The organism is Serratia sp. LTN-2 (genome assembly GCF_059740205.1).
Genome location: NZ_JCAXDO010000004.1, coordinates 84,117 through 101,971 on the forward strand (window position 1 = coordinate 84,117; position 17,855 = coordinate 101,971).

Sequence of the window (17,855 nt, forward strand, 5' to 3'; positions counted from 1 at the left end):
CTCGCAAGGATTTCCCGATGAGCCACTTTCGCCCTGTCGCCCTCGAACACGCCAGCCGCCTGCTGAACCACGGGCCGACGGTCTTGATCACCAGCCGCAGCCGCGACGGCGCCAAACGCAACGTGATGGCCGCCGCCTGGTCGATGCCGGTGGAGTTCAGCCCACCGCGCATCGCCATCGTGGTCGATAAAGGCGCACACAGTCGGCAGATGATCGAAGAGAGCGGCGCATTCGGTATTTGCGTGCCGGCGGCGATGTTCATCGACGCCACCTACGCGGTCGGCAGCGTGTCCGGGCTGGACGACGACAAGTTCTCCCGCTTCCACATCGCCGCGGCGCCGAGCGCCACGCTGCAGGTGCCGCTGATCGAACAGGGCTGCGTGGCGTGGCTGGAGTGTCGGTTGCTGCCGGAAAGCGGCGCGCAGGAAAAATACGACACCTGTTTCGGTGAGGTGCTGAGCGCGGCGGCGGACGAACGGGTATTCCAACAGGGGCGCTGGCACTTCACCGCCGACAATGCGGATCTGCACACCATTCATCATCTGGGGGCGGGCAATTTCGTGCGCAGCGGCGAGACGCTGCGGGCCAAACCGCTTTAATCGGCCTTGCGCCTGCGGTCAGCATCATAGCGCTCGCGGGCGGCGTCCAGCTCGGGGAAATGGTATTCCGCCCACTTATCCAGCGCCGCCAGCGTCTCGACCAGCGAGCAGGCGACGGCGCTGAGCCGGTATTCCACATGCGACTGATTCTTTTCACTTAAATCCAGCCGTTCGAGCAGCCCATTGCGTTCCAATTGACGCAGCGTTTGTGTCAGCACCTTCTGCGAAATGCCGTCGATGCGGCGCAGCAGCTCGCCGTTGCGCATCGGGCGTTGTGCCAGCGCAGGCAGGATCAGCATCACCCACTTGCCGGAAATCAGCGCCAGCGCATCGCGCGCGGAACACTTGCTCGAATAGACGTCGCCGGGATAAGCCATTGGGGGTTACCTTCAGGTGCGTAATTGCCAAGGGGGTGAGAAAGCCACAGCATAACAGCACCACCTTACAACGGGAGAAACAGGATGAACGTGCTGATTGTGCTGGCTCACCCCGAGCCGCATTCTTTCAATGCTCATTTGGCTGAACAGGCGCGGCAGGCCTGGCTGACGCAGGGGCACCAGGTGAAGACGGTCGATCTGTATCAGGACGGGTTTGATCCGCGCGAGGGCGCCGGCCACTACCCCAGCAGAAAGCAGGCCGACAGATTTGATGCGATGCAGGAGCAGCGCCATCACTGGACGATCCAGGCGCTGCCGGCGGAGATCCGGCGGCATATTGAGCTGCTGCGCTGGGCGGATACGCTGGTACTGCAGTTTCCTTTCTGGTGGTTCGGCGCGCCGGCCATCATCAAGGGCTGGATGGATCGGGTGTTCGTTTACGGCGGGATCTACGACAGCCGCCACCGCCATGAGAACGGCGTGATGCGCGGCAAGCGGGCGCTGCTGACCGTCACCGCCGGCGCTTCCGCTCAGGCCTGTGCGCCGGACGGGCGTGACGGCGATATGCGGCTGATGCTGTGGCCAATCATGCATGCGCTGCACTATATCGGCTTTAGCGTGCTGGAGCCGTTCCTGGTCTATGGCGTGCGCGGCGGGTTGACGGACGAGGCTCTGCAGGCGCAGAACGCCGCTTTGGTGCAGGTGACGCAGGCGTATCGGGACGGTTTGAACGCGTTTTCCGCCTGGCCGGCGGTGCCGTTCAACCGCAATGAGGATTTTGACGCCGATCTGGCGCTGAAACCCGATGCGCCGGTCTACAGCCCGTTCGTGCGGCACCGCGATCCGGATTAAAACCCGGCCTTCAGCAGCTCCTCGCGCAAATCGTCGATAATCGCCGGTTCGATGTCGGGGAACTGCTGCTGAATATCGGCGATGGCTTCGGCCACGCTGGGGCCGGCGAAGGTGCCGGAGAAGGGCAGCAGCGGCAGATTGGCGTCGCTGTCCGGCAGTTCACCGCGGATCGTGCCGGTGATCATGCCCGCTTTTTTTTCCGCCGTGAGGTCGTACTCTCCCACGTTTTTGTCGATCGGTTTCATTGGCCACCTCGCTGTCGGTGAGTGTTTTGCCCTGTCTGTTAAAGCATAGTGTTTCAGGCAATGAATACCAATCAATGCATATAATATTAATATAAAACAATAAGATGACTCTCTCCTGCCGTTTGGCGTTCGCGGGCGTTCAGCGCTATGCTCGTGGCGCTGAAGGAACCTTCCTCACTGACAGGGATAGACGATATGAAAAGACTGAAAAGCGCGGCGCTGTTGCTGCCGCTGTTGGCGCTCAGCGCCTGCACCCAGCATCTCAGCAGCGCTGAGCTGCATGCCAAGCACTACATTTATCAAACCCGCGACGACTTCGAGCCGGGGTTCCGCACCGACGTGAACGGCAGCATTAAAAACGCCGTGCCGATGTTCGAACAATTCTACCAAATGGGGAAAAAGGATCGCGCGGCGGGCGTGGCGCGCAGTGAAGCGCAGAAAAAAGCCGACTATCTGGCCAGCCCGGAATTCCAGCAGAACATGGAACACAAAACCGTCTTCATCAACCGCGCCTACAGCGGCTCCGACAATCCTAAACGCCGTCAGGTGCTCTCGCAGGAGGCGGTAGGCGCCTATTGGGACGGCTACGAAGGGCGCTGAACATAATCCCTCACAAATAGAAGGTAATAAAAACTGGTCTTCTGGCGGTTATTTGATTATAAAAACCGCCGCTAAGGACGATGTTCATAGATGAAACCAGGAGTGTTTATGTTGGCAAAAGTTAAGCGTTCGTTCGCCGCCGCCGTCGTATTGATGTTGGCGTTACCCGCGGTTCAGGCCGCGGATTACCGTGCGGGCGAGCAATACACCCGGCTGGATAAGCCGGTGGCCACCGCGCCGGCGGTGGTGGAATTTTTCTCCTTCTACTGCGGCCCTTGCTATCAGTTCGCCGAAACCTATCGCGTAGGCAGCACTGTCGCGCAGGCGCTGCCCGCCGGCGAGAAGCTGACCAAATATCACGTCAGCCTAATGGGCAAACTGGGCAATGAGCTGACCGAGGCCTGGGCGGTGGCGACGGTGCTGGGCGTGGAAGACAAGATTGAAGGGCCGATGTTCGAAGCGGTGCAGAAACAGCGCGCCGTCAACGGCGCCGAGGATATTCCGCGGGTGTTCACGGCGGCCGGCATCGATGCCGCCACCTACGAAAACGCGCGCCACAGCCTGCTGGTCAAAGGATTGATCGCCAAGCAGAACGAAGCGGTGAAAGCGTTCGAGGTGCGCGGCACCCCGTCGTTCTACGTGGCAGGCAAATACAAGATAGACAATGCCGGCATGGCCAGCACCAGCGTCGAAGGCTACGCCAAAGAGTATGCGGCGGTGGTGCGTTACCTGTTGGACAAACAGCCGTAAACCGGGCCGCCTGGGCCCGGTGCTAGCCGCCGGGTCTATTTTGCCGCGGGCAAATCCAACGCCTGACGCAGCTCGTCGCGCGCTTGCCGATACTGTTGCTGGAAATCCTGCTGCTGTGAAAGCTGCTGGCTGATCACGCTGCCGGCGATGCGGCCCATCTCGATATCGGAAGGGTAGTGAATGCCCGCCACTACCCGGTTGTCGCCGTATTGCCAGGCGCGCGTCATGATGGCGGCGCGCTTCTCCGGCACCATGTTGGCCAGGGTAATGCCCATCAGCGTGCCCAGCGTGGTGTGGCCGGAAGGCCAGGAGCCGGAGCTGGAGCGTTTGACGATCGGCTCGATGCGGCTGTCCAGCATATGCGGGCGCGGGCGCTTCCAGAAATCTTTCGCCGGATCGACCACCGCCGCTTCGGTAGCGACGATGCGATCGAAGAAGGCGCTCACGGCCGGCAACGCCTGGGCGTTGAACTTCGGCCCTATCACGTTGCTGTACACCCAAACGTTCTCTTCCGCATCCGCTTTGGCCTGGCTGGCCATCTCCGGCGTGCGTTTCTGTTGCATGTCGAGCACTTCCCGCAGTTCGCGCTGGGTCTGAGCCGAGTCGTTGGCCGGCGGCGGCGGCAGAATGTGGGTCAGATCCACCTGCTGCGCGGTGGTGAACGGTTGGGCTTCCTCTGCCGCCTGCGCGTGGAACGCGGCCAGCGCGCTGGCGGTAAACAAGCACAGCGCCAAAGCGGATTTTTGCAATGATTTCATCGGATCAGGTCCAGGGTGTCAAAGTGAAGGGAACAGCAGCCTTGTATCTTTGATGAGGGTTGTGATGATGCGATGACGGTTTCGTGGCGAATTGATGACAACGCGCCCGGTGAATTGTGATCGCGGCGCCAAATCCCCCGTTGATCATTGATTGTGTGTTAACGGATTGTTATGGTGTTTTTCTGTTCAACGGCGCAGCGCTGCTGCTGTTCGAAGGGAGAGATCATGACGGCATTGGCAACGCTCCGGGACGCCGGCTTCGAAGAGTGGCTGGGGAAAATCAACACCGCCTGCGGCAGGTTCTGCGCGAAAACGCTGGGGCCGGGCTTCAGCGGAGCGATGCAGGAATTCCGCGCCCATGCGCTGCGTCTGAGCGTGGTCGATGTGTCCCAGGCCCGGCTGTACCGCACGCCGCGCGAGATCGCCCGCAGCGACGGCGCGCACTTTTTTACCGTTTTCCAGCTGCGCGGCAGTGCGTTGATGGAGCAGGGCGACCGCCAGACGGTGCTCTCTCCCGGCGATATGACGCTGATTGACGCCTCACAGCCCAGCAGTTTCACCTTCCAGCGCGATTCGCGCCAAATTTCTCTGCTGTTGCCGCGCGGCTGCCTGCCGTTGCCGCCGCCGTGCGCGCGGCGTCTGGGGGCGGAGCTCAGCGCGGTGCGTCTCAGCCGCCAACTGGTGCTGAGCAGCATGCAGGATCCGCTGCTCGCCGCGGCGGAAAGCGAAGCGGTGCTGAATGCATTGGCGGCGCTGCTGCGTCCGGCGCTGGCGCTCGAACAGGCGCGGCCGGAGGGGCCTCCGTCGGTTTTCGACAAGGCGTTGGCATTGATCGACAGGCATATCCAGTCGGCGCAGCTGCGCCCGGAATGGGTGGCGGCCGAGTTGGGAGTCTCGTTGCGCAGCCTGTATCGGCTGTTCGCCCGACAGGGGCTGGTGGTGGCGCAGTACATCAGGAACCGCCGGCTGGATCTGTGTGCGCAGGCGCTGCGCAGCGCCGCCGGTCAGGAGAAGTTGGCTGGCATCGGCCTCGACTGGGGCTTCACCGATCACAGCCATTTCTCGACCGCTTTCAAGCAGCGCTTTGGCATGTCGCCGAGCGAATACCGCCGGCAATATCAATAAGTCTGGGCGCGGGGCAGGCCCGCGCCGCTTCACTCAATAGCGGATGCAGACCGATTTCGATTCGGTGTAGGCGTCCAGCCAATCCGGGCCGAAATCGCGGCCGCTGCCCGACTGTTTAAACCCGCCGAACGGCATGTTCGGATCGATCAGCGTATGGGTGTTGACCCACACGGTGCCGGCCTGAATACGCGGCGTCAGCGCCATCGCTTTCTGCAGGCTGGTGGTCCATAGGCTGGCGGTCAGCCCGAAGTCGGTGTCGTTGGCCTTGCTCAGCGCCTCTTCGGCGCTCGCCACCCGGATCAGGTTGACCACCGGGCCAAACACTTCTTCGCGCGTCAGGTTCAACCGATCGTCCGGGTTGATCACCAGCGTCGGCGGAATGTAGAAGCCGTTGGCGTCCGGCCCGGCCGCGCCGCCGATGAGCTCGGCGTTTTTCGCCCGGGCGTCGTCCAGATAGGCCGCCACCTTGTTGCGGTGCGCAAGCGACACCAGCGGGTTGATTTGCGCGCCGGCATCCATCCCCGGCCCGACCGACAGCGATTTCACCGCCTGTTCAAAACCGGCCACCAGCTGGTCGTAAATCGGCGCTTCGATATAAATCCGCGAGCTGGCGGCGCACACCTGCCCCTGGTTGAGGAAGCTGCCGAGCATCAGGCCTTCGATCACCTGCTGCGGATCGGCGTCTTTCAGTACGATAGCCGGGTTTTTGCCGCCCAACTCCAGCGTCACGCGGGTCAGGCGATCCGCCGCGGCGCGCGCAATGCTTTTGCCGACCGGCGTGGAACCGGTAAAGCTGACTTTGGCGATCAGCGGATGTTCGGTCAGCGCCTTGCCGCACACGGTGCCGCGGCCGGTGACCACGTTGAACACGCCCGGCGGCACGCCGGCTTCGCTCGCCAGCTCGGCCATGCGCAGCAGGGTGAGCGGGGTGGTTTCCGACGGTTTGATGACGATGGAGCAGCCCGCCGCCAGCGCCGGCATCACTTTCCACATGCCGATCATCAGCGGGAAGTTCCAGGGCACGATGCCGGCGACCACGCCAATCGGCTCTTTGCGGGTATAAACCTGATATTTGGCGCCCGGCGGAATCGGAATGGACACGTCCAGCGTCTGGCCGGTGATTTTGGTCGCCAGCCCGGCGGTGTAACGCATCCAATTCAGGGTGTTGCCGACTTCTAAGCCGCGGGCGATGTTGATCGATTTGCCCTGTTCCAGGGTTTCGAGCTGCGCCAGCTCTTCGGCATGCTGCTCCACCAGATCGGCGAAGCGCAGCAGGATGCGCTCGCGCTCTACCGGCAGGCGCTGCGCCCAGACGCCTTCGCTGAAGGCTTTATGGGCGGACTGCACCGCCAGTGCGACGTCGTGTTCATTGGCGTCGGCGGTCGTGGCGATCTGCTGGCCATTGGCGGGGTTATACACCGCCAGGCGGCCTTCCGCGGCGGACGCGCGCCACTGGCCGTCGATATACAGCCCATGCTGACGATCGAGAAAACGCGATACGCTATCCAGCACGGCTACGGTATTGTCAGACATACATCCTCCGATCAGGCTCATCAGGTTAGGGTTAACCCTGAAAGTCTATATCAGCGGGAAAGCGGCGGCTTTGGTCTGCCTGACATTCGGTTTGCCCTGCGTGTCATTTTGCCGTGACGGACGAGTTAACTGCGGCCGGCGGGCGCCGGCCGAGAGGGATTACGAACTCAGCGTCGCCAGACGGGTGGCGAAACCGAGGAACAGCAGGCCGATCAGGCCATTGCCGAGCTTCGCCAGGCCTTTCTTGTGATTGAAGAAATGCGCCAGCATCGCGCCGGAGAAGATCAGCGTGCTCATGTAGATAAAGCTGACGGCTTCGAGGATCAGCGCCAGAATGGTGAACGACAGCCCGGTGTGTGCGTAGTTGAAGTCGATGAACTGCACGAAGAACGACACGTAAAACAGGATCGCTTTCGGGTTGGTCAGGCTCAGCGTCAGCGACTTGCGCAGAATGCTGTGGCCGCCTTCAATTTGCTGCTGTTGCGCCTGCGCCTTCTGCACGAAGGTGGCGTAGAGGATTTTTGCGCCGAGGAACAGCAGATAAATCGCGCCGAGAAAACGCACCAGGGTAAACAGGAACGGCGTGGTGCGGATCAGCGAAGCCACGCCGATATAGGCGCAGAAGATCAGGATCGCATCGCCGATAAACACGCCCAGCGCCGCGGTGTAGCCGGCGCGCACGCCGCGCGATACGCCGGTTTTCAGCACGTACAGCGTATTCGGCCCCGGCAGAATGATGATGAAGACCACCCCGGCCAAATAGGTCCATAAATTCAGGACGCCAAAACTCTCTAACACAATAACCTCTCCATGCGCGCAACTAACAGGCAAAAACACTGGCCACGCCCGTGGCCGGCCGCGATCCTAACGCCGTGCAAGCGGGTTGGCAACGTAATAAACTTCATGTTGTTGGTTAAAAATTGTCGAAAGATTGTTGAAAACGTCGGCGCCGAATTAAAAAGCAAGAGTCGGCGTGTTTCGCTAACGGCCCGTCACTATGCTGGTTAACACCGAAACCGCAGTGAGGAACGGATGATGAAAAACATAATCGACAGCGCCGATCCGCGCTGGCTGGCGATTGTCAGCCGCGACAAACACGCCGACGGCCGCTTTATCTACGCGGTGAAAACCACCGGCGTGTATTGCTCGCCTTCTTGCCCGTCACGTCAGCCGAATCGGCAAAACGTGGAGCTGTTCGACGACGCGGCGCAGGCGGAGGCCGCCGGCTATCGGCCGTGTAAACGCTGCCGACAGGGGCTAACGCCGCTGTTTGAGCAGCATGCGCAGCAGATCGCCGAGGCCTGCCGCTATATCGAACGAGCGGAGAAAGCGCCGTCGCTGCAGATGCTGGCGCGCCACGTCGGGTTGAGCCAGTACCATTTTCACCGGCTGTTCAAGGCGATCACCGGCCTGACGCCGAAAGGCTATGCCGACGCGCAGCGCAGCCAGCGGTTGCGCTGCGGTCTTAAGCAGCAGGAGACGGTGACCGACGCGATATTCGACGCCGGCTATGGCGCCAACGGCCGCTTTTACCAGCAAGCCAACGCCGCGCTGGGCATGACGCCAAAAGCCTACCGGGCGGGCGGCAAAGGCATGCGCATCCATTTCGCCGTCGGGCGCTGTTCGCTGGGCGAGATCCTGGCGGCGCAAAGCGAAGTCGGCATCTGCGCCATTTTGCTGGGGGACGATGCGCAGCAGCTGGTGCAGGATCTGCAGGACAAATTCCCCAACGCCGAACTGATCGGCGGGGACGCGCAGTATGAAACGCTGATGGCGCAGGTGGTGGGCCTGATCGAAGCGCCGGAGAGCGGGCTGGCGCTGCCGCTGGATATTCGCGGCACTGCATTCCAACAGCGAGTCTGGCGGGCGCTGCAGACGATACCGGTCGGTGAAACCGTCAGCTACGCCGATATCGCCCGGCGCATCGGCGCGCCGAAGGCGGTGCGCGCAGTAGCCGGCGCCTGCGCCGCCAACATGCTGGCGGTGGCGATCCCCTGCCACCGGGTGGTGCGCAACGACGGCGCCTTGTCCGGTTATCGTTGGGGCGTCGAGCGCAAGCAAGCCTTGCTGGAAAAAGAGGCGCAGCGATGAGCGGCGCGCTGGCGGCGCGGTTGGTCGAATTGGACTGGTCGGCGATCGAACGCGAACTTGATGCGCAGGGAAGCGCGCGCCTGCCGGGCGTGCTCAGCGCCGAACTGTGCCGGCAATTGGCGGCGCTTTATCCGCATGGCGAACATTTTCGCAGCCGCATCGTCATGGCGCGCCACGGTTTTGGCCGCGGCGAGTACCAGTATTTTGCGTATCCGTTACCGCCCCCGGTGGCCGAAGCGCGCGGCCTGCTGTACGCGCGGTTGGCGCCGTTGGCCAATCGCTGGAACGCCATGCTGGGTCTGGAGACGCGCTATCCCGCCGAACACGAGGCCTACCTGGCTGAATGCCATCAGGCCGGCCAGCGGCGGCCAACGCCGCTGCTGTTGCGTTACACGGAGGGGGATTACAACTGTTTGCATCAGGACTTGTACGGCGAACGAGTGTTTCCGCTGCAGGTGGCGTTCCTGCTTTCCGCCCCCGGGCAGGACTTCACCGGCGGCGAGTTTGTGCTGACCGAGCAGCGGCCGCGCATGCAGAGCCGGCCGGAGGTGGTGCCCTTGCAGCAGGGGGACGCGGTGGTGTTCGCGGTGCACCATCGGCCGGTGGCCGGGGCGAGAGGCTACTATCGGGTCAATCTGCGCCACGGCGTCAGCCGGATACGCACCGGGCAACGCCACACGCTAGGGGTGATCTTTCACGACGCGTTATAGCTTGCGCGCCAGCAGGGTGGCGAAGCGCAGCGAGATGCGGTTGCCGGCGGCATCGGTCTTGTGCAGTTGCCCGACGTCCTCGTTGTATTTGAGGATCTGCCAGTCGCGATAATAGTGCTTCAGCTCGCCCGGCTTGAAGGTGAACGGGAACGGCAGCGGGCAGGGATAATCCTCGGTATCCATCGCCGCCACGATCAGGTTATGGCCGCCGGGCACGGTGCTGTCCTGCATGTTTTGCACGATATGCGGGATCTGCTGGCGCTCGAGGAACATCAACACCACGGTGGACAGGATGAAGTCATACTCGCCGCTGAAGCGGTGGATATTGAGATCCTGCACCCTGGCGCTCAGGCGGGTCAATTGCTCGGCGTCGATGATCTGGTTGAGGCGCGCTATCGACGGCGCGTGCTTGTCCCAGGCGGTGACGTCGAAGCCTTTCAGATTGAGATAGAGCGAGTTGCGCCCGCCGCCGCAGCCCAGATCCAGCGCCTTGCCCGGCGCGATGCGTGCCGCCGCCTCGATCACTTCGGAATGGGTGCGCGTCAGTTGGTATTTCTTGTGGTAGTACTCTTCCGGCGTGCAGTAAAACGCCAGCCGACAGGTCATGTCGTCCGAGAAGGAAACGATGCGATGCCACTGCTGCGGTTCGATAAACGGCGGCTGGCTTTCGGGGCTGAACTGCCAGGTCTCGGTGGTGGCGCCATCCTCGGTCATCATGGCGAACGTCAGGCTGCCGTTCAGCACGGTGAGTTTCGCCCAGGTGCCGCTCTGGGTGTTGTGGCGCTGGCGAAAGGCTTCCGGCAGCGTGTCGCTGTTCCATTCCGGCAGGGTTTTATAGCAAAGCAGCTGCTGCTCCATAGGGGGCTCCTCTGGCTGGGCGAGCAAAGTGATTTATATGATGCATATAAAATACATCTTTATCGGTCGTTTGAACATAGCGGCCTGACGGAAAGACGCGACGAGATCTTTATACTGGATTGTGCGCGGCGGCTGGGCTAATTTCAGTGCTGTTGATGTCATTACGTTCAGGGAAAAGATGCCGATACGCCGTTTATGCCACCCGATGCCCTTCCGTTTGCTGAGCCTGGCCGCGCTGCTGGCGCTGGCGGGCTGCACCAGTAAAACCACCACCACGGCGCCGGCGGCGCGCCCTGCCGACGTCAAAGCTCAACTGATGAAACTGATCCCGGCCAACGCCGGCGACCGTCAGGGCTGGGCCACCGATATCGCCGCCGCCTTCGCCGCGCAGGACATCGAACCGAGTAATGAAAACCTGTGCTCAGTGTTGGCGGTGACCGAACAGGAATCGACGTTCCAGGCCAACCCGCAGGTGCCGGGGCTGCCGAAGATCGCCTGGAAGGAGATCGACCGCCGCGCCGATCAGATGCACATCCCGAACTTTTTGGTGCATACCGCGTTGAAGATCTCGTCGTCGAACGGCCAGAGTTACAGCGAGCGGTTGGATAAGGTGCGTACCGAGAAGGATCTGAGCGATATTTTCGATGACATGATTGACCGCGTGCCGATGGGGCAGAAGCTGTTCGGCCATTTGAACCCGGTGCATACCGGCGGCCCGATGCAGGTGAGCGTCGCCTTCGCCGAGGCGCACGCCAAAGGATACCCTTATCCGGTAGACGGCTCTATTCGCCGCGAAGTCTTCAGCCGGCGCGGCGGCATGTATTTCGGCATTATGCATTTGCTGGGATATCCGGCCGATTACAGCCGGCCGATTTATCGCTTCGCCGACTTCAACGCCGGGTGGTACGCCAGCCGCAACGCGGCGTTCCAAAATGCGGTCAGCCGGGCGAGCGCCATTCCGCTGGCGCTGGACGGCGATCTAATCGACTTCGGCAGCGACAAGCCCGGTGCCACCGAATTGGCGGTGCGCACACTCGGCAAGCGTCTTAACATGAGCGACAGCGCCATTCGCCGGGCGTTGGAGAAAGGCGATACCGCCGGCTTCGCCGACACCGACCTGTATAAGAAAGTCTATGCGTTGGCGGGCGGCAAACTGCCGCGCGAGATGCTGCCGGGCATCCAGCTGGAAAGCCCGAAAATCACCCGCAAGCTGACCACCGCCTGGTTCGCCAAGCGGGTGGACGAACGTCGTCAGCGCTGCATGGCGCGCGCCGGCGGCGGGTAACGGCTGCGCCGTCAGAGCGAGTGAATAAAGTCGATCGCGGCTTGCGCCACCGCCTGTGGCGCATCCTCCATCAGAAAATGCCCGGCCTGGGGAAACACCTGCAACCTGGCACCGGGAATATCGCTTTGCAACCGATGAGCGTAGCTGAGCGGTTGCCACTCGTCGTCGGCTCCCCACAGGATCTGCACCGGCAGGTGCAGCGCCGGCAAGCACTCGGAAAAATCGGCGGTATAACGGGCATCGTAGTGGGCGATCTGATGCCGGTAAAACGCCGGTTGGCCGATGACGCCGACGATCGGCGTCAGATAGTGGCGTAGCAGTTCGCCCTCCATCAGCGTTTTGTCGAACACCGCCATTTTCAATTGCCGCGTCATCGCCTGTTCATGCTGTTCCGGCGCCATGACTGCATAGTGTTGATAATGGTCGCGCATGTCGCGCCAGGACGGCGAAGGCCAGGAATCGTAACTGCAGATGTCCGCGATGGTCAGCGAGCGAAAACGCGCGGCATGGCTGAAGGCCGCACGCAGCGACAGCGCGCCGCCGATGTCATGACCGAAGATGTGCGCCGTTTCCAGCTCCCAGTCATCCAGCAATGCGATCAGCAGTTCCGCCTGCGCGGCGATGGAGGTATCCGCCGTCAGCGGCCGCTCCGAGGCGCCGAACCCCAGCAGATCGTAGAGATGAACCCGAAATCCCGCCGCAATCAACGACGGCAGCAGGTGCCGCCAGACGATCGCGTGCGCTGGGGTGCCATGCACTAGCACCAGCGGTTCCCCCGCGCCGTGGACGCCGGCGGCGATGCGATGGCCGTTGATGATCCGGTGTTGGTTAAGCAGATTGGGAAAAGCATTCATGACGAATCTCCAGAGAAGGGATGTTTTTCTACCCTAACCGGCGCCTTTTCATGACGCCAATGACAAGTTATGGTGAGCTCATCCCAGTTTTGTCATGGTGGAAACATGAACCAGCGTTTGTCGATAGATGCCTTGCGTGCGCTACTGTGCGTGATTGACACCGGCAGCATGACCCGAGCGGCGCAGCAGCTTAATCTCAGCCAGTCGGCGGTAAGTTGGAAAATCAAACGGCTGGAGGCGCAACTGGGGCGCACATTGCTGGATCGCCAGGGGGCGGCATTGGCCGTCACCGCAGACGGTGAAGTGTTGGCCGAACACGGGCGGCGCATTTTGAGTGCGCACGATCGGGCGCTGGCGCATTTTTCGCCTTCAGCCCTGCAGGGCGCGGTGCGGCTCGGCGCCACGGAGCAGACGCCGTTGCCGCCGTTGGCAGCCCTGTTGGCGGCGTTCAGCGATCGGCACCCGCAGGTTGACGTGCAGTTGGTTATCGGCCAAAGCCAGTCGCTGCGCCGCGGATTGGCACAGGGAGAACTCGACCTGATCCTGCACCAGAGGTTTGACGGCCCGCATGATGAGGCCGAGACGTTGCTCGGTAGGGAACGTTTGCATTGGTGTTCGTCGCCTGGCTGGCACTATCGGCAGGGGGAATCCATCAAATTGGTGAGCTACGGACCGGACTGTTTTTATCGTAGCCTGGCGGAACGGTTGCTGAGCACTGCTGGCATAGGCTGCAAAATAACTCTGGAATGCCCTTCAGTTACCGGGATGTTGACGGCGATTGCCGCCGGTATGGGGGTCGGCGTGCTCAATCAGCGATGTCTGGATCGACGAGTGCGAATCGATAGAACGCTGGAACGTTTGCTGCCGCTGCCGACGGTGGTGAATGCGCTGCGTATCGGGGAGGGGCCCCGGCGTTCGCTGGCGCAAACGCTGGGGAGCGAGATCGCGGCGGCGTTGCAAACCGACACCGCTTCCTGAGAAGCGGCGCGGTAGCGCCTCAGGCACTGCGGCGTGGGTTGGTCAGGCCGAAGTTAAAGCTGTTGCAACGGTTGCAGAACTCTTTCATCACCGGCGGCGTGTCCATCATCGGCACTTTCACCTCGATAAACGCCAGCCGATCCTGCCGCGAGGCGTGTTCCAGCGCCATTTCCAGCTGTTGTGTGGTTTCCACCGCCACGCTGAACGGCTGCGCTTGGGTATTCAGCACCGCCGGCAGTTTGGCGTAGTCCCACGGGCTGATATCGTTGTAGGACGAGCTTTCGCCGAGGATATAGCGCTCGATGGTGTAGCCATCGTTGTTGATCAGGAAGATGATCGGCTTTTGATCGCAGCGCAGCAGGGTGGAGACTTCCTGGGCGGTGAGCTGGAAGGAGCCGTCGCCGATGAACAGCAGGTGTCGGCGCTCCGGGGCCGCCATCAGGGTGCCGAGCAGCGCCGGTAGGGTATAGCCGATCGAGCCCCAAATCGGTTGGTTGACCACCTTGACGCCGTCGGGCATGCGCATGCCGCCGATGGCGGCGCCCGAGGTGCCGTTTTCGACCACCACCACGTCATCCGCCCGGATGAAACGTTGGATCCGTTGCCACAGATAGGCCTGGTCGATGGGGGCGTCGCTCGGCGTCGCCAGCTTGTCACGCGGATCGGCCAGCGGCGGCAGGCGTTGCGCCGGCGCATCTTCGCTCAGCTCCAGCAGCGCCTGCAGCAGATCCGCCGTCGATACCGCCGGGTAGGAGGTGTTGTCCAGTTTCATCGAGAACGGCTGAATGTCCACCTGAGCGGCGGCGGGAATTTGCTGCGAGAAATAACCGGTGGTGGAATCCACCAGACGCACGCCGAAGCTCAGCACGCAGTCTGAGTGGGCCATGCGGTCATACAGTTCGGGGCGCGACAGGTTGCCGCTGTAGCCGCCCATCCAACCGGCGGTGTTTTCCGGGATAATGCATTTGGCGGTCGGCATATTGGTCAGGGGAATGGCAAAGCGGTGAGCGACATCGATAACCAACTTCTGCAGCCGATAACGATCCACCATTTGGTCGACCAACATGATCGGGCGCTGCGCGCGTTTTATTTTGGTTAACAGCGCCATCGCCGCTAATTGCACATTGTATTTATCGCTGGCCGGCAACTGCGGTGCCTTCGCCGCTTCGGCGACTTCAATTTCGACATCGCAAATATCTGACGGCAGCTGTAAATACACCGGTTTCTTCTCTATCCAGGCGCGGGAAATAACGCGTGGGATTTCCTGCGCGGCATTTTCCGGCGTAATCAGAGCCTGAGCGACGGTGAATTGTTTAAAGCAGTTCATGACGTTGTCGAAATTGCCGTCGCCAAGGGTATGGTGTAAGAGCTGATGATTTTTCATCGCGTGCAGCGGCGGCGTGCCAGCGATGCAGATCACCGGCGAGGATTCGGCATAGGCCCCGGCAATGCCGGACAGCGCGGCCAGATCGCCGACGCCATAGGTGACGATCAGCGCGCCGGCGCCCTTCATCCGGGCGTAGCCGTCGGCGGCGTAGGAGGCGTTCAACTCATTGCAGTTGCCGACAAACGCCAGCCGTTCATCGCTTTCCAGCAGCTCCAGCAGGCTGAGGTTATAGTCGCCGGGCACGCCGTAAATGCGATCGACGTCCAGGGCGTGCAGCTGTTGCAGAATGAATGACCCGATAGTTATTTTCATTGATTGCTCCGGATTATTTATCTTTATTTTGTCAGGCGAAAATCAGCAAAAATAAATTGCTGGCGATGTTGTGTCGTTAGCATTAACAGTTATTTAAAGTGGCGGCTTGTTCAAGATAGGGGGAGCAGGCGATGAATAGGCGGTTTGTATTCGGCGCTTTACGCGATGGCTTTATGTATAAATAGTGTGGTTATTGTGTGTCAGGGCCGAGCGGTATTTTTCATTGACGGTATATCGGCGGAAAAATGGCGGCGTAGTGGCATTTGGCATGATGCAGGACGAATGATCCGGTACTTCTGACGCCGCGTAAAATCCCATTGGGCGCTGCAGCGCGTTTTGCCTGAGAAAGAAATGCATAACCTCACGTAAGGACGCATTTTGGTGATCCGCCGCACGCTTATTTCACGAAACCATTCCGTAACTATCCAAAAACAAAAATTTAACAATGAGGTTTTTTTATTCGGGCAGGGTTGTCAGTTTTGCTTTACGGATGCCGCAATGCGCGCGGCGTCGGGCCGGGGTAAAAATGTGCCGTCACGGGCGCTAATATAACGTGGCGGCCATCACATTCCGTGCGAACTGATACGTAAACTTTTCTCTACGTGCGCGCAGATGGCGTATACCTACCAGAGAGGGCGGCGCCCCAGGGGCACTGACCGGCGGGGAGAAAGAGCGATGAAAAGCTATCGACATATTCTGGTGCTGATTCATGATGAGCATGATGGGCTGCCATTGCTGCGTCAAACGGTGGCGATGGTGCGCGGGCTGCCTGTCGCCATCACCGTCGGCCACCTTAACGCCGACTACGCGGAGCTGGAATACGGCAGCGACGCGTTGGTCAAGGATCGTCAGGCGCAGGAAGTGATCGCCGCCAAGGCGATGCTGAGCCGGCTGGTGAGCGCCGTCGATGCGCCGGTTGCGGTCAAAGAGATCGTCACCATTCGGCGCTTTAAGGACGTGAGCGATTTTATTCGCCAGGCCGGTATCGATCTGGTGGTGGTCGGGCACCAAAACCGCCTGTTCGGTCTTTACTCCTCCTATTCCCTGGAGTTTGTGAACCGTCTCGATGTCGATGTTCTGGTCAAGCACCTTGCTCGTGAGTAGCGTGCGACAAAGCGGACTTTTCCCACGGTTTTGCCGCCCGAAAGGCGATAATATGCAGCTGCCGGTGCAAGCTGTTATAAACCAAAGTGAATTTTCCGGTGCTAAGCTTAACCAAAACACAACGGGCGTTGGATAAATTAGATACAGCTTGATCTTGCCTGGGCTATCGGTAAAAATCTGCGGCCGTATTTTTACAGGAGCTTTACGATGTTTCTCAAACGGACTCTTTTGGCATGTTCTCTGGCGTTGATATTTCCTGCACTGCCTTCTTACGCTGAGGTTAGTACAGAAAGTGGCAATACCGCGCAAGCTGAGAAACCGGGTCTATGGCAGCGTTTTACCCATAACGTGGCGGAGACCTGGAACAATTCGCCTAACCACGATCTCTATATCCCGGCCATCACCTGGCACAACCGTTGGACTTACGATGATGAACATATCGATAAGTACAACGAGCGCCCGTGGGGCGCCGGTTACGGCATCTCCCGCTACGACAGCAACGGTGACTGGCACGGCATCTACATCATGGCGTTCAAGGACTCCTTCAACAAATGGGAGCCGATCGGCGGCTACGCCTACGAGAAGATCTGGCGCCCGCTGGACGACAAGGATTTCCGCCTGGGGCTGGGCTTCACCGCCAGCGTCACCGCACGCGATAACTGGAAATACATTCCTATCCCGGCGCCGCTGCCGTTGGCCTCTATCGGCTATCAGCGGCTGACGTTCCAGGCGACCTACATTCCTGGCACCTATAACAACGGTAACGTGTTCTTCGCCTGGCTGCGCTGGCAGTTCTAAACTTCCTGGATTCCGAAAAACGGCGCGGCGGCGAGATAAAAGGAACTTGTCGCCGCCGGCGGCGTCGGAAAGGTATCCCGGCGCGCTGCGCCGATCGCATGCCGTTCTTACAGGAGTTTTACCACTATGATCACCAAACATCCTTTACTGCTGGCTTTGGCGCTGTCCGCGACCCTGGCCAGCGGCGCCACCCAGGCCGCCGGTCTGATGGATTCTCTCAGCAGCGCGGCGGGCGAACTGAGCAAATCGGGCGGCGACAGCGGCGGCGGCGGCATGTCGCTCTCCTCGTTGACCGGCCTGCTGAACGGTGGCGACAAAGCGTTGAGCTCCAGCAGCATGACCAACGCCGCCGGCATCCTGCAGTACTGCGTGAAAAACAACGTGCTGTCGGCTAACGGTGCCGAAGGGGTGAAAGATCAACTGCTCAGCAAGCTGGGCATCACCAGCACTGAAAACGCCAAGAGCCAGGATTATCAGCAGGGCCTGGGCGGCTTGCTGCAGACCGGGGAAGGCAAGAGCCTGGATCTGAACAGCCTGGGTACCTCGCAGATCACCGAGAAGGTGAAACAGAAAGCCTGCGATCTGGTGCTGAAACAGGGCAAATCCTTTATTTCATGATCAGCGAATGGCGGAGCGCGC

20 protein-coding genes are annotated in these 17,855 nt (G+C 60.8%); 12 read left to right on the forward strand and 8 right to left on the reverse strand.

What is annotated here, in order from left to right; translation table 11 throughout:
- Positions 1–17 precede the first annotated feature (17 nt).
- Complete coding sequence (locus AC6BYQ_RS10260; protein WP_440528739.1) at positions 18–599, forward strand: flavin reductase; 582 nt, start codon at positions 18–20, stop codon at positions 597–599.
- On the opposite strand, the gene AC6BYQ_RS10265 is transcribed toward AC6BYQ_RS10260, so the two are convergent.
- The gene (locus tag AC6BYQ_RS10265) at positions 596–976 is read right to left on the reverse strand and encodes a winged helix-turn-helix transcriptional regulator (protein ID WP_063918802.1); all 381 of its coding nucleotides are present in this window, start codon (positions 974–976) and stop codon (positions 596–598) included. The two genes, AC6BYQ_RS10260 and AC6BYQ_RS10265, sit on opposite strands and share 4 nt — an antisense overlap.
- Before the next feature lie 84 nt (positions 977–1,060).
- On the opposite strand from AC6BYQ_RS10265, the gene AC6BYQ_RS10270 reads away from it, so the two are divergent.
- Positions 1,061–1,828: an NAD(P)H-dependent oxidoreductase gene (locus AC6BYQ_RS10270; RefSeq protein WP_498056831.1), complete on the forward strand. Its 768-nt coding sequence runs from the start codon at positions 1,061–1,063 to the stop codon at positions 1,826–1,828.
- Here AC6BYQ_RS10270 and AC6BYQ_RS10275 read toward each other — a convergent pair.
- Complete coding sequence (locus AC6BYQ_RS10275; RefSeq protein WP_019454278.1) at positions 1,825–2,073, reverse strand: hypothetical protein; 249 nt, start codon at positions 2,071–2,073, stop codon at positions 1,825–1,827. The two genes, AC6BYQ_RS10270 and AC6BYQ_RS10275, sit on opposite strands and share 4 nt — an antisense overlap.
- Before the next feature lie 195 nt (positions 2,074–2,268).
- Between AC6BYQ_RS10275 and AC6BYQ_RS10280 the strand changes: the two genes are divergently transcribed.
- Both AC6BYQ_RS10280 and AC6BYQ_RS10285 read left to right on the forward strand, forming a co-directional pair.
- Positions 2,269–2,673, forward strand: coding sequence for an Exc2 family lipoprotein (locus AC6BYQ_RS10280; protein WP_498056832.1), 405 nt, complete (start codon positions 2,269–2,271; stop codon positions 2,671–2,673).
- 108 nt (positions 2,674–2,781) lie between these two features.
- Positions 2,782–3,423, forward strand: coding sequence for a DsbA family protein (locus tag AC6BYQ_RS10285; RefSeq protein WP_498056833.1), 642 nt, complete (start codon positions 2,782–2,784; stop codon positions 3,421–3,423).
- A gap of 35 nt (positions 3,424–3,458) precedes the next feature.
- Here AC6BYQ_RS10285 and AC6BYQ_RS10290 read toward each other — a convergent pair whose 3' ends face one another.
- Positions 3,459–4,181: an acid phosphatase gene (locus AC6BYQ_RS10290; RefSeq protein WP_019454275.1), complete on the reverse strand. Its 723-nt coding sequence runs from the start codon at positions 4,179–4,181 to the stop codon at positions 3,459–3,461.
- Positions 4,182–4,406: 225 nt separating this feature from the next.
- On the opposite strand from AC6BYQ_RS10290, the gene feaR reads away from it, so the two are divergent.
- Complete coding sequence (gene feaR, locus AC6BYQ_RS10295; RefSeq protein ID WP_019454274.1) at positions 4,407–5,306, forward strand: transcriptional regulator FeaR; 900 nt, start codon at positions 4,407–4,409, stop codon at positions 5,304–5,306.
- Positions 5,307–5,339: 33 nt separating this feature from the next.
- Here feaR and AC6BYQ_RS10300 read toward each other — a convergent pair whose 3' ends face one another.
- Both AC6BYQ_RS10300 and leuE read right to left on the reverse strand, forming a co-directional pair.
- Positions 5,340–6,839: an aldehyde dehydrogenase family protein gene (locus tag AC6BYQ_RS10300; protein ID WP_019454273.1), complete on the reverse strand. Its 1,500-nt coding sequence runs from the start codon at positions 6,837–6,839 to the stop codon at positions 5,340–5,342.
- A gap of 159 nt (positions 6,840–6,998) precedes the next feature.
- Positions 6,999–7,637 (reverse strand): leucine efflux protein LeuE, encoded by a 639-nt coding sequence (gene leuE, locus AC6BYQ_RS10305; protein ID WP_016928933.1) that lies wholly within the window; start codon positions 7,635–7,637, stop codon positions 6,999–7,001.
- 237 nt (positions 7,638–7,874) lie between these two features.
- Between leuE and ada the strand changes: the two genes are divergently transcribed.
- Both ada and AC6BYQ_RS10315 read left to right on the forward strand, forming a co-directional pair.
- Positions 7,875–8,930: a bifunctional DNA-binding transcriptional regulator/O6-methylguanine-DNA methyltransferase Ada gene (ada, locus tag AC6BYQ_RS10310; RefSeq protein WP_498056904.1), complete on the forward strand. Its 1,056-nt coding sequence runs from the start codon at positions 7,875–7,877 to the stop codon at positions 8,928–8,930.
- Entirely contained in the window at positions 8,927–9,640 is a 714-nt protein-coding gene (locus AC6BYQ_RS10315) for a 2OG-Fe(II) oxygenase (RefSeq protein ID WP_498056834.1), read from the forward strand. The genes ada and AC6BYQ_RS10315 overlap by 4 nt, the downstream gene beginning before the upstream one ends.
- Here the strand turns inward: AC6BYQ_RS10315 and tehB are convergent.
- Positions 9,635–10,498, reverse strand: a complete 864-nt coding sequence (tehB, locus tag AC6BYQ_RS10320) for an SAM-dependent methyltransferase TehB (protein ID WP_498056835.1) — start codon at positions 10,496–10,498, stop codon at positions 9,635–9,637. The genes AC6BYQ_RS10315 and tehB overlap by 6 nt on opposite strands.
- A 178-nt stretch (positions 10,499–10,676) precedes the next feature.
- Between tehB and AC6BYQ_RS10325 the strand changes: the two genes are divergently transcribed.
- On the forward strand, positions 10,677–11,783 hold the full coding sequence (locus AC6BYQ_RS10325; protein WP_063918807.1) for a DUF1615 domain-containing protein: 1,107 nt from the start codon (positions 10,677–10,679) through the stop codon (positions 11,781–11,783).
- Positions 11,784–11,794: 11 nt separating this feature from the next.
- Here AC6BYQ_RS10325 and AC6BYQ_RS10330 read toward each other — a convergent pair whose 3' ends face one another.
- Positions 11,795–12,637, reverse strand: coding sequence for an alpha/beta fold hydrolase (locus AC6BYQ_RS10330; protein WP_063918808.1), 843 nt, complete (start codon positions 12,635–12,637; stop codon positions 11,795–11,797).
- Positions 12,638–12,706: 69 nt separating this feature from the next.
- On the opposite strand from AC6BYQ_RS10330, the gene AC6BYQ_RS10335 reads away from it, so the two are divergent.
- Entirely contained in the window at positions 12,707–13,615 is a 909-nt protein-coding gene (locus tag AC6BYQ_RS10335) for a LysR family transcriptional regulator (RefSeq protein WP_498056836.1), read from the forward strand.
- A gap of 19 nt (positions 13,616–13,634) precedes the next feature.
- Here the strand turns inward: AC6BYQ_RS10335 and AC6BYQ_RS10340 are convergent, their stop codons facing one another.
- Positions 13,635–15,314, reverse strand: a complete 1,680-nt coding sequence (locus AC6BYQ_RS10340; protein WP_154747776.1) for an alpha-keto acid decarboxylase family protein — start codon at positions 15,312–15,314, stop codon at positions 13,635–13,637.
- Between the two features lie 675 nt (positions 15,315–15,989).
- Between AC6BYQ_RS10340 and AC6BYQ_RS10345 the strand changes: the two genes are divergently transcribed.
- The 3 genes from AC6BYQ_RS10345 (at position 15,990) to AC6BYQ_RS10355 (ending at position 17,834) form a co-directional block, all read left to right on the forward strand.
- Positions 15,990–16,418 (forward strand): universal stress protein, encoded by a 429-nt coding sequence (locus AC6BYQ_RS10345; protein ID WP_019454264.1) that lies wholly within the window; start codon positions 15,990–15,992, stop codon positions 16,416–16,418.
- 207 nt (positions 16,419–16,625) lie between these two features.
- Complete coding sequence (gene pagP, locus AC6BYQ_RS10350) at positions 16,626–17,216, forward strand: lipid IV(A) palmitoyltransferase PagP (protein ID WP_498056837.1); 591 nt, start codon at positions 16,626–16,628, stop codon at positions 17,214–17,216.
- A 126-nt stretch (positions 17,217–17,342) separates the two neighbouring features.
- The gene (locus AC6BYQ_RS10355; protein WP_063918811.1) at positions 17,343–17,834 is read left to right on the forward strand and encodes a YjjA family protein; all 492 of its coding nucleotides are present in this window, start codon (positions 17,343–17,345) and stop codon (positions 17,832–17,834) included.
- Positions 17,835–17,855 lie beyond the last annotated feature (21 nt).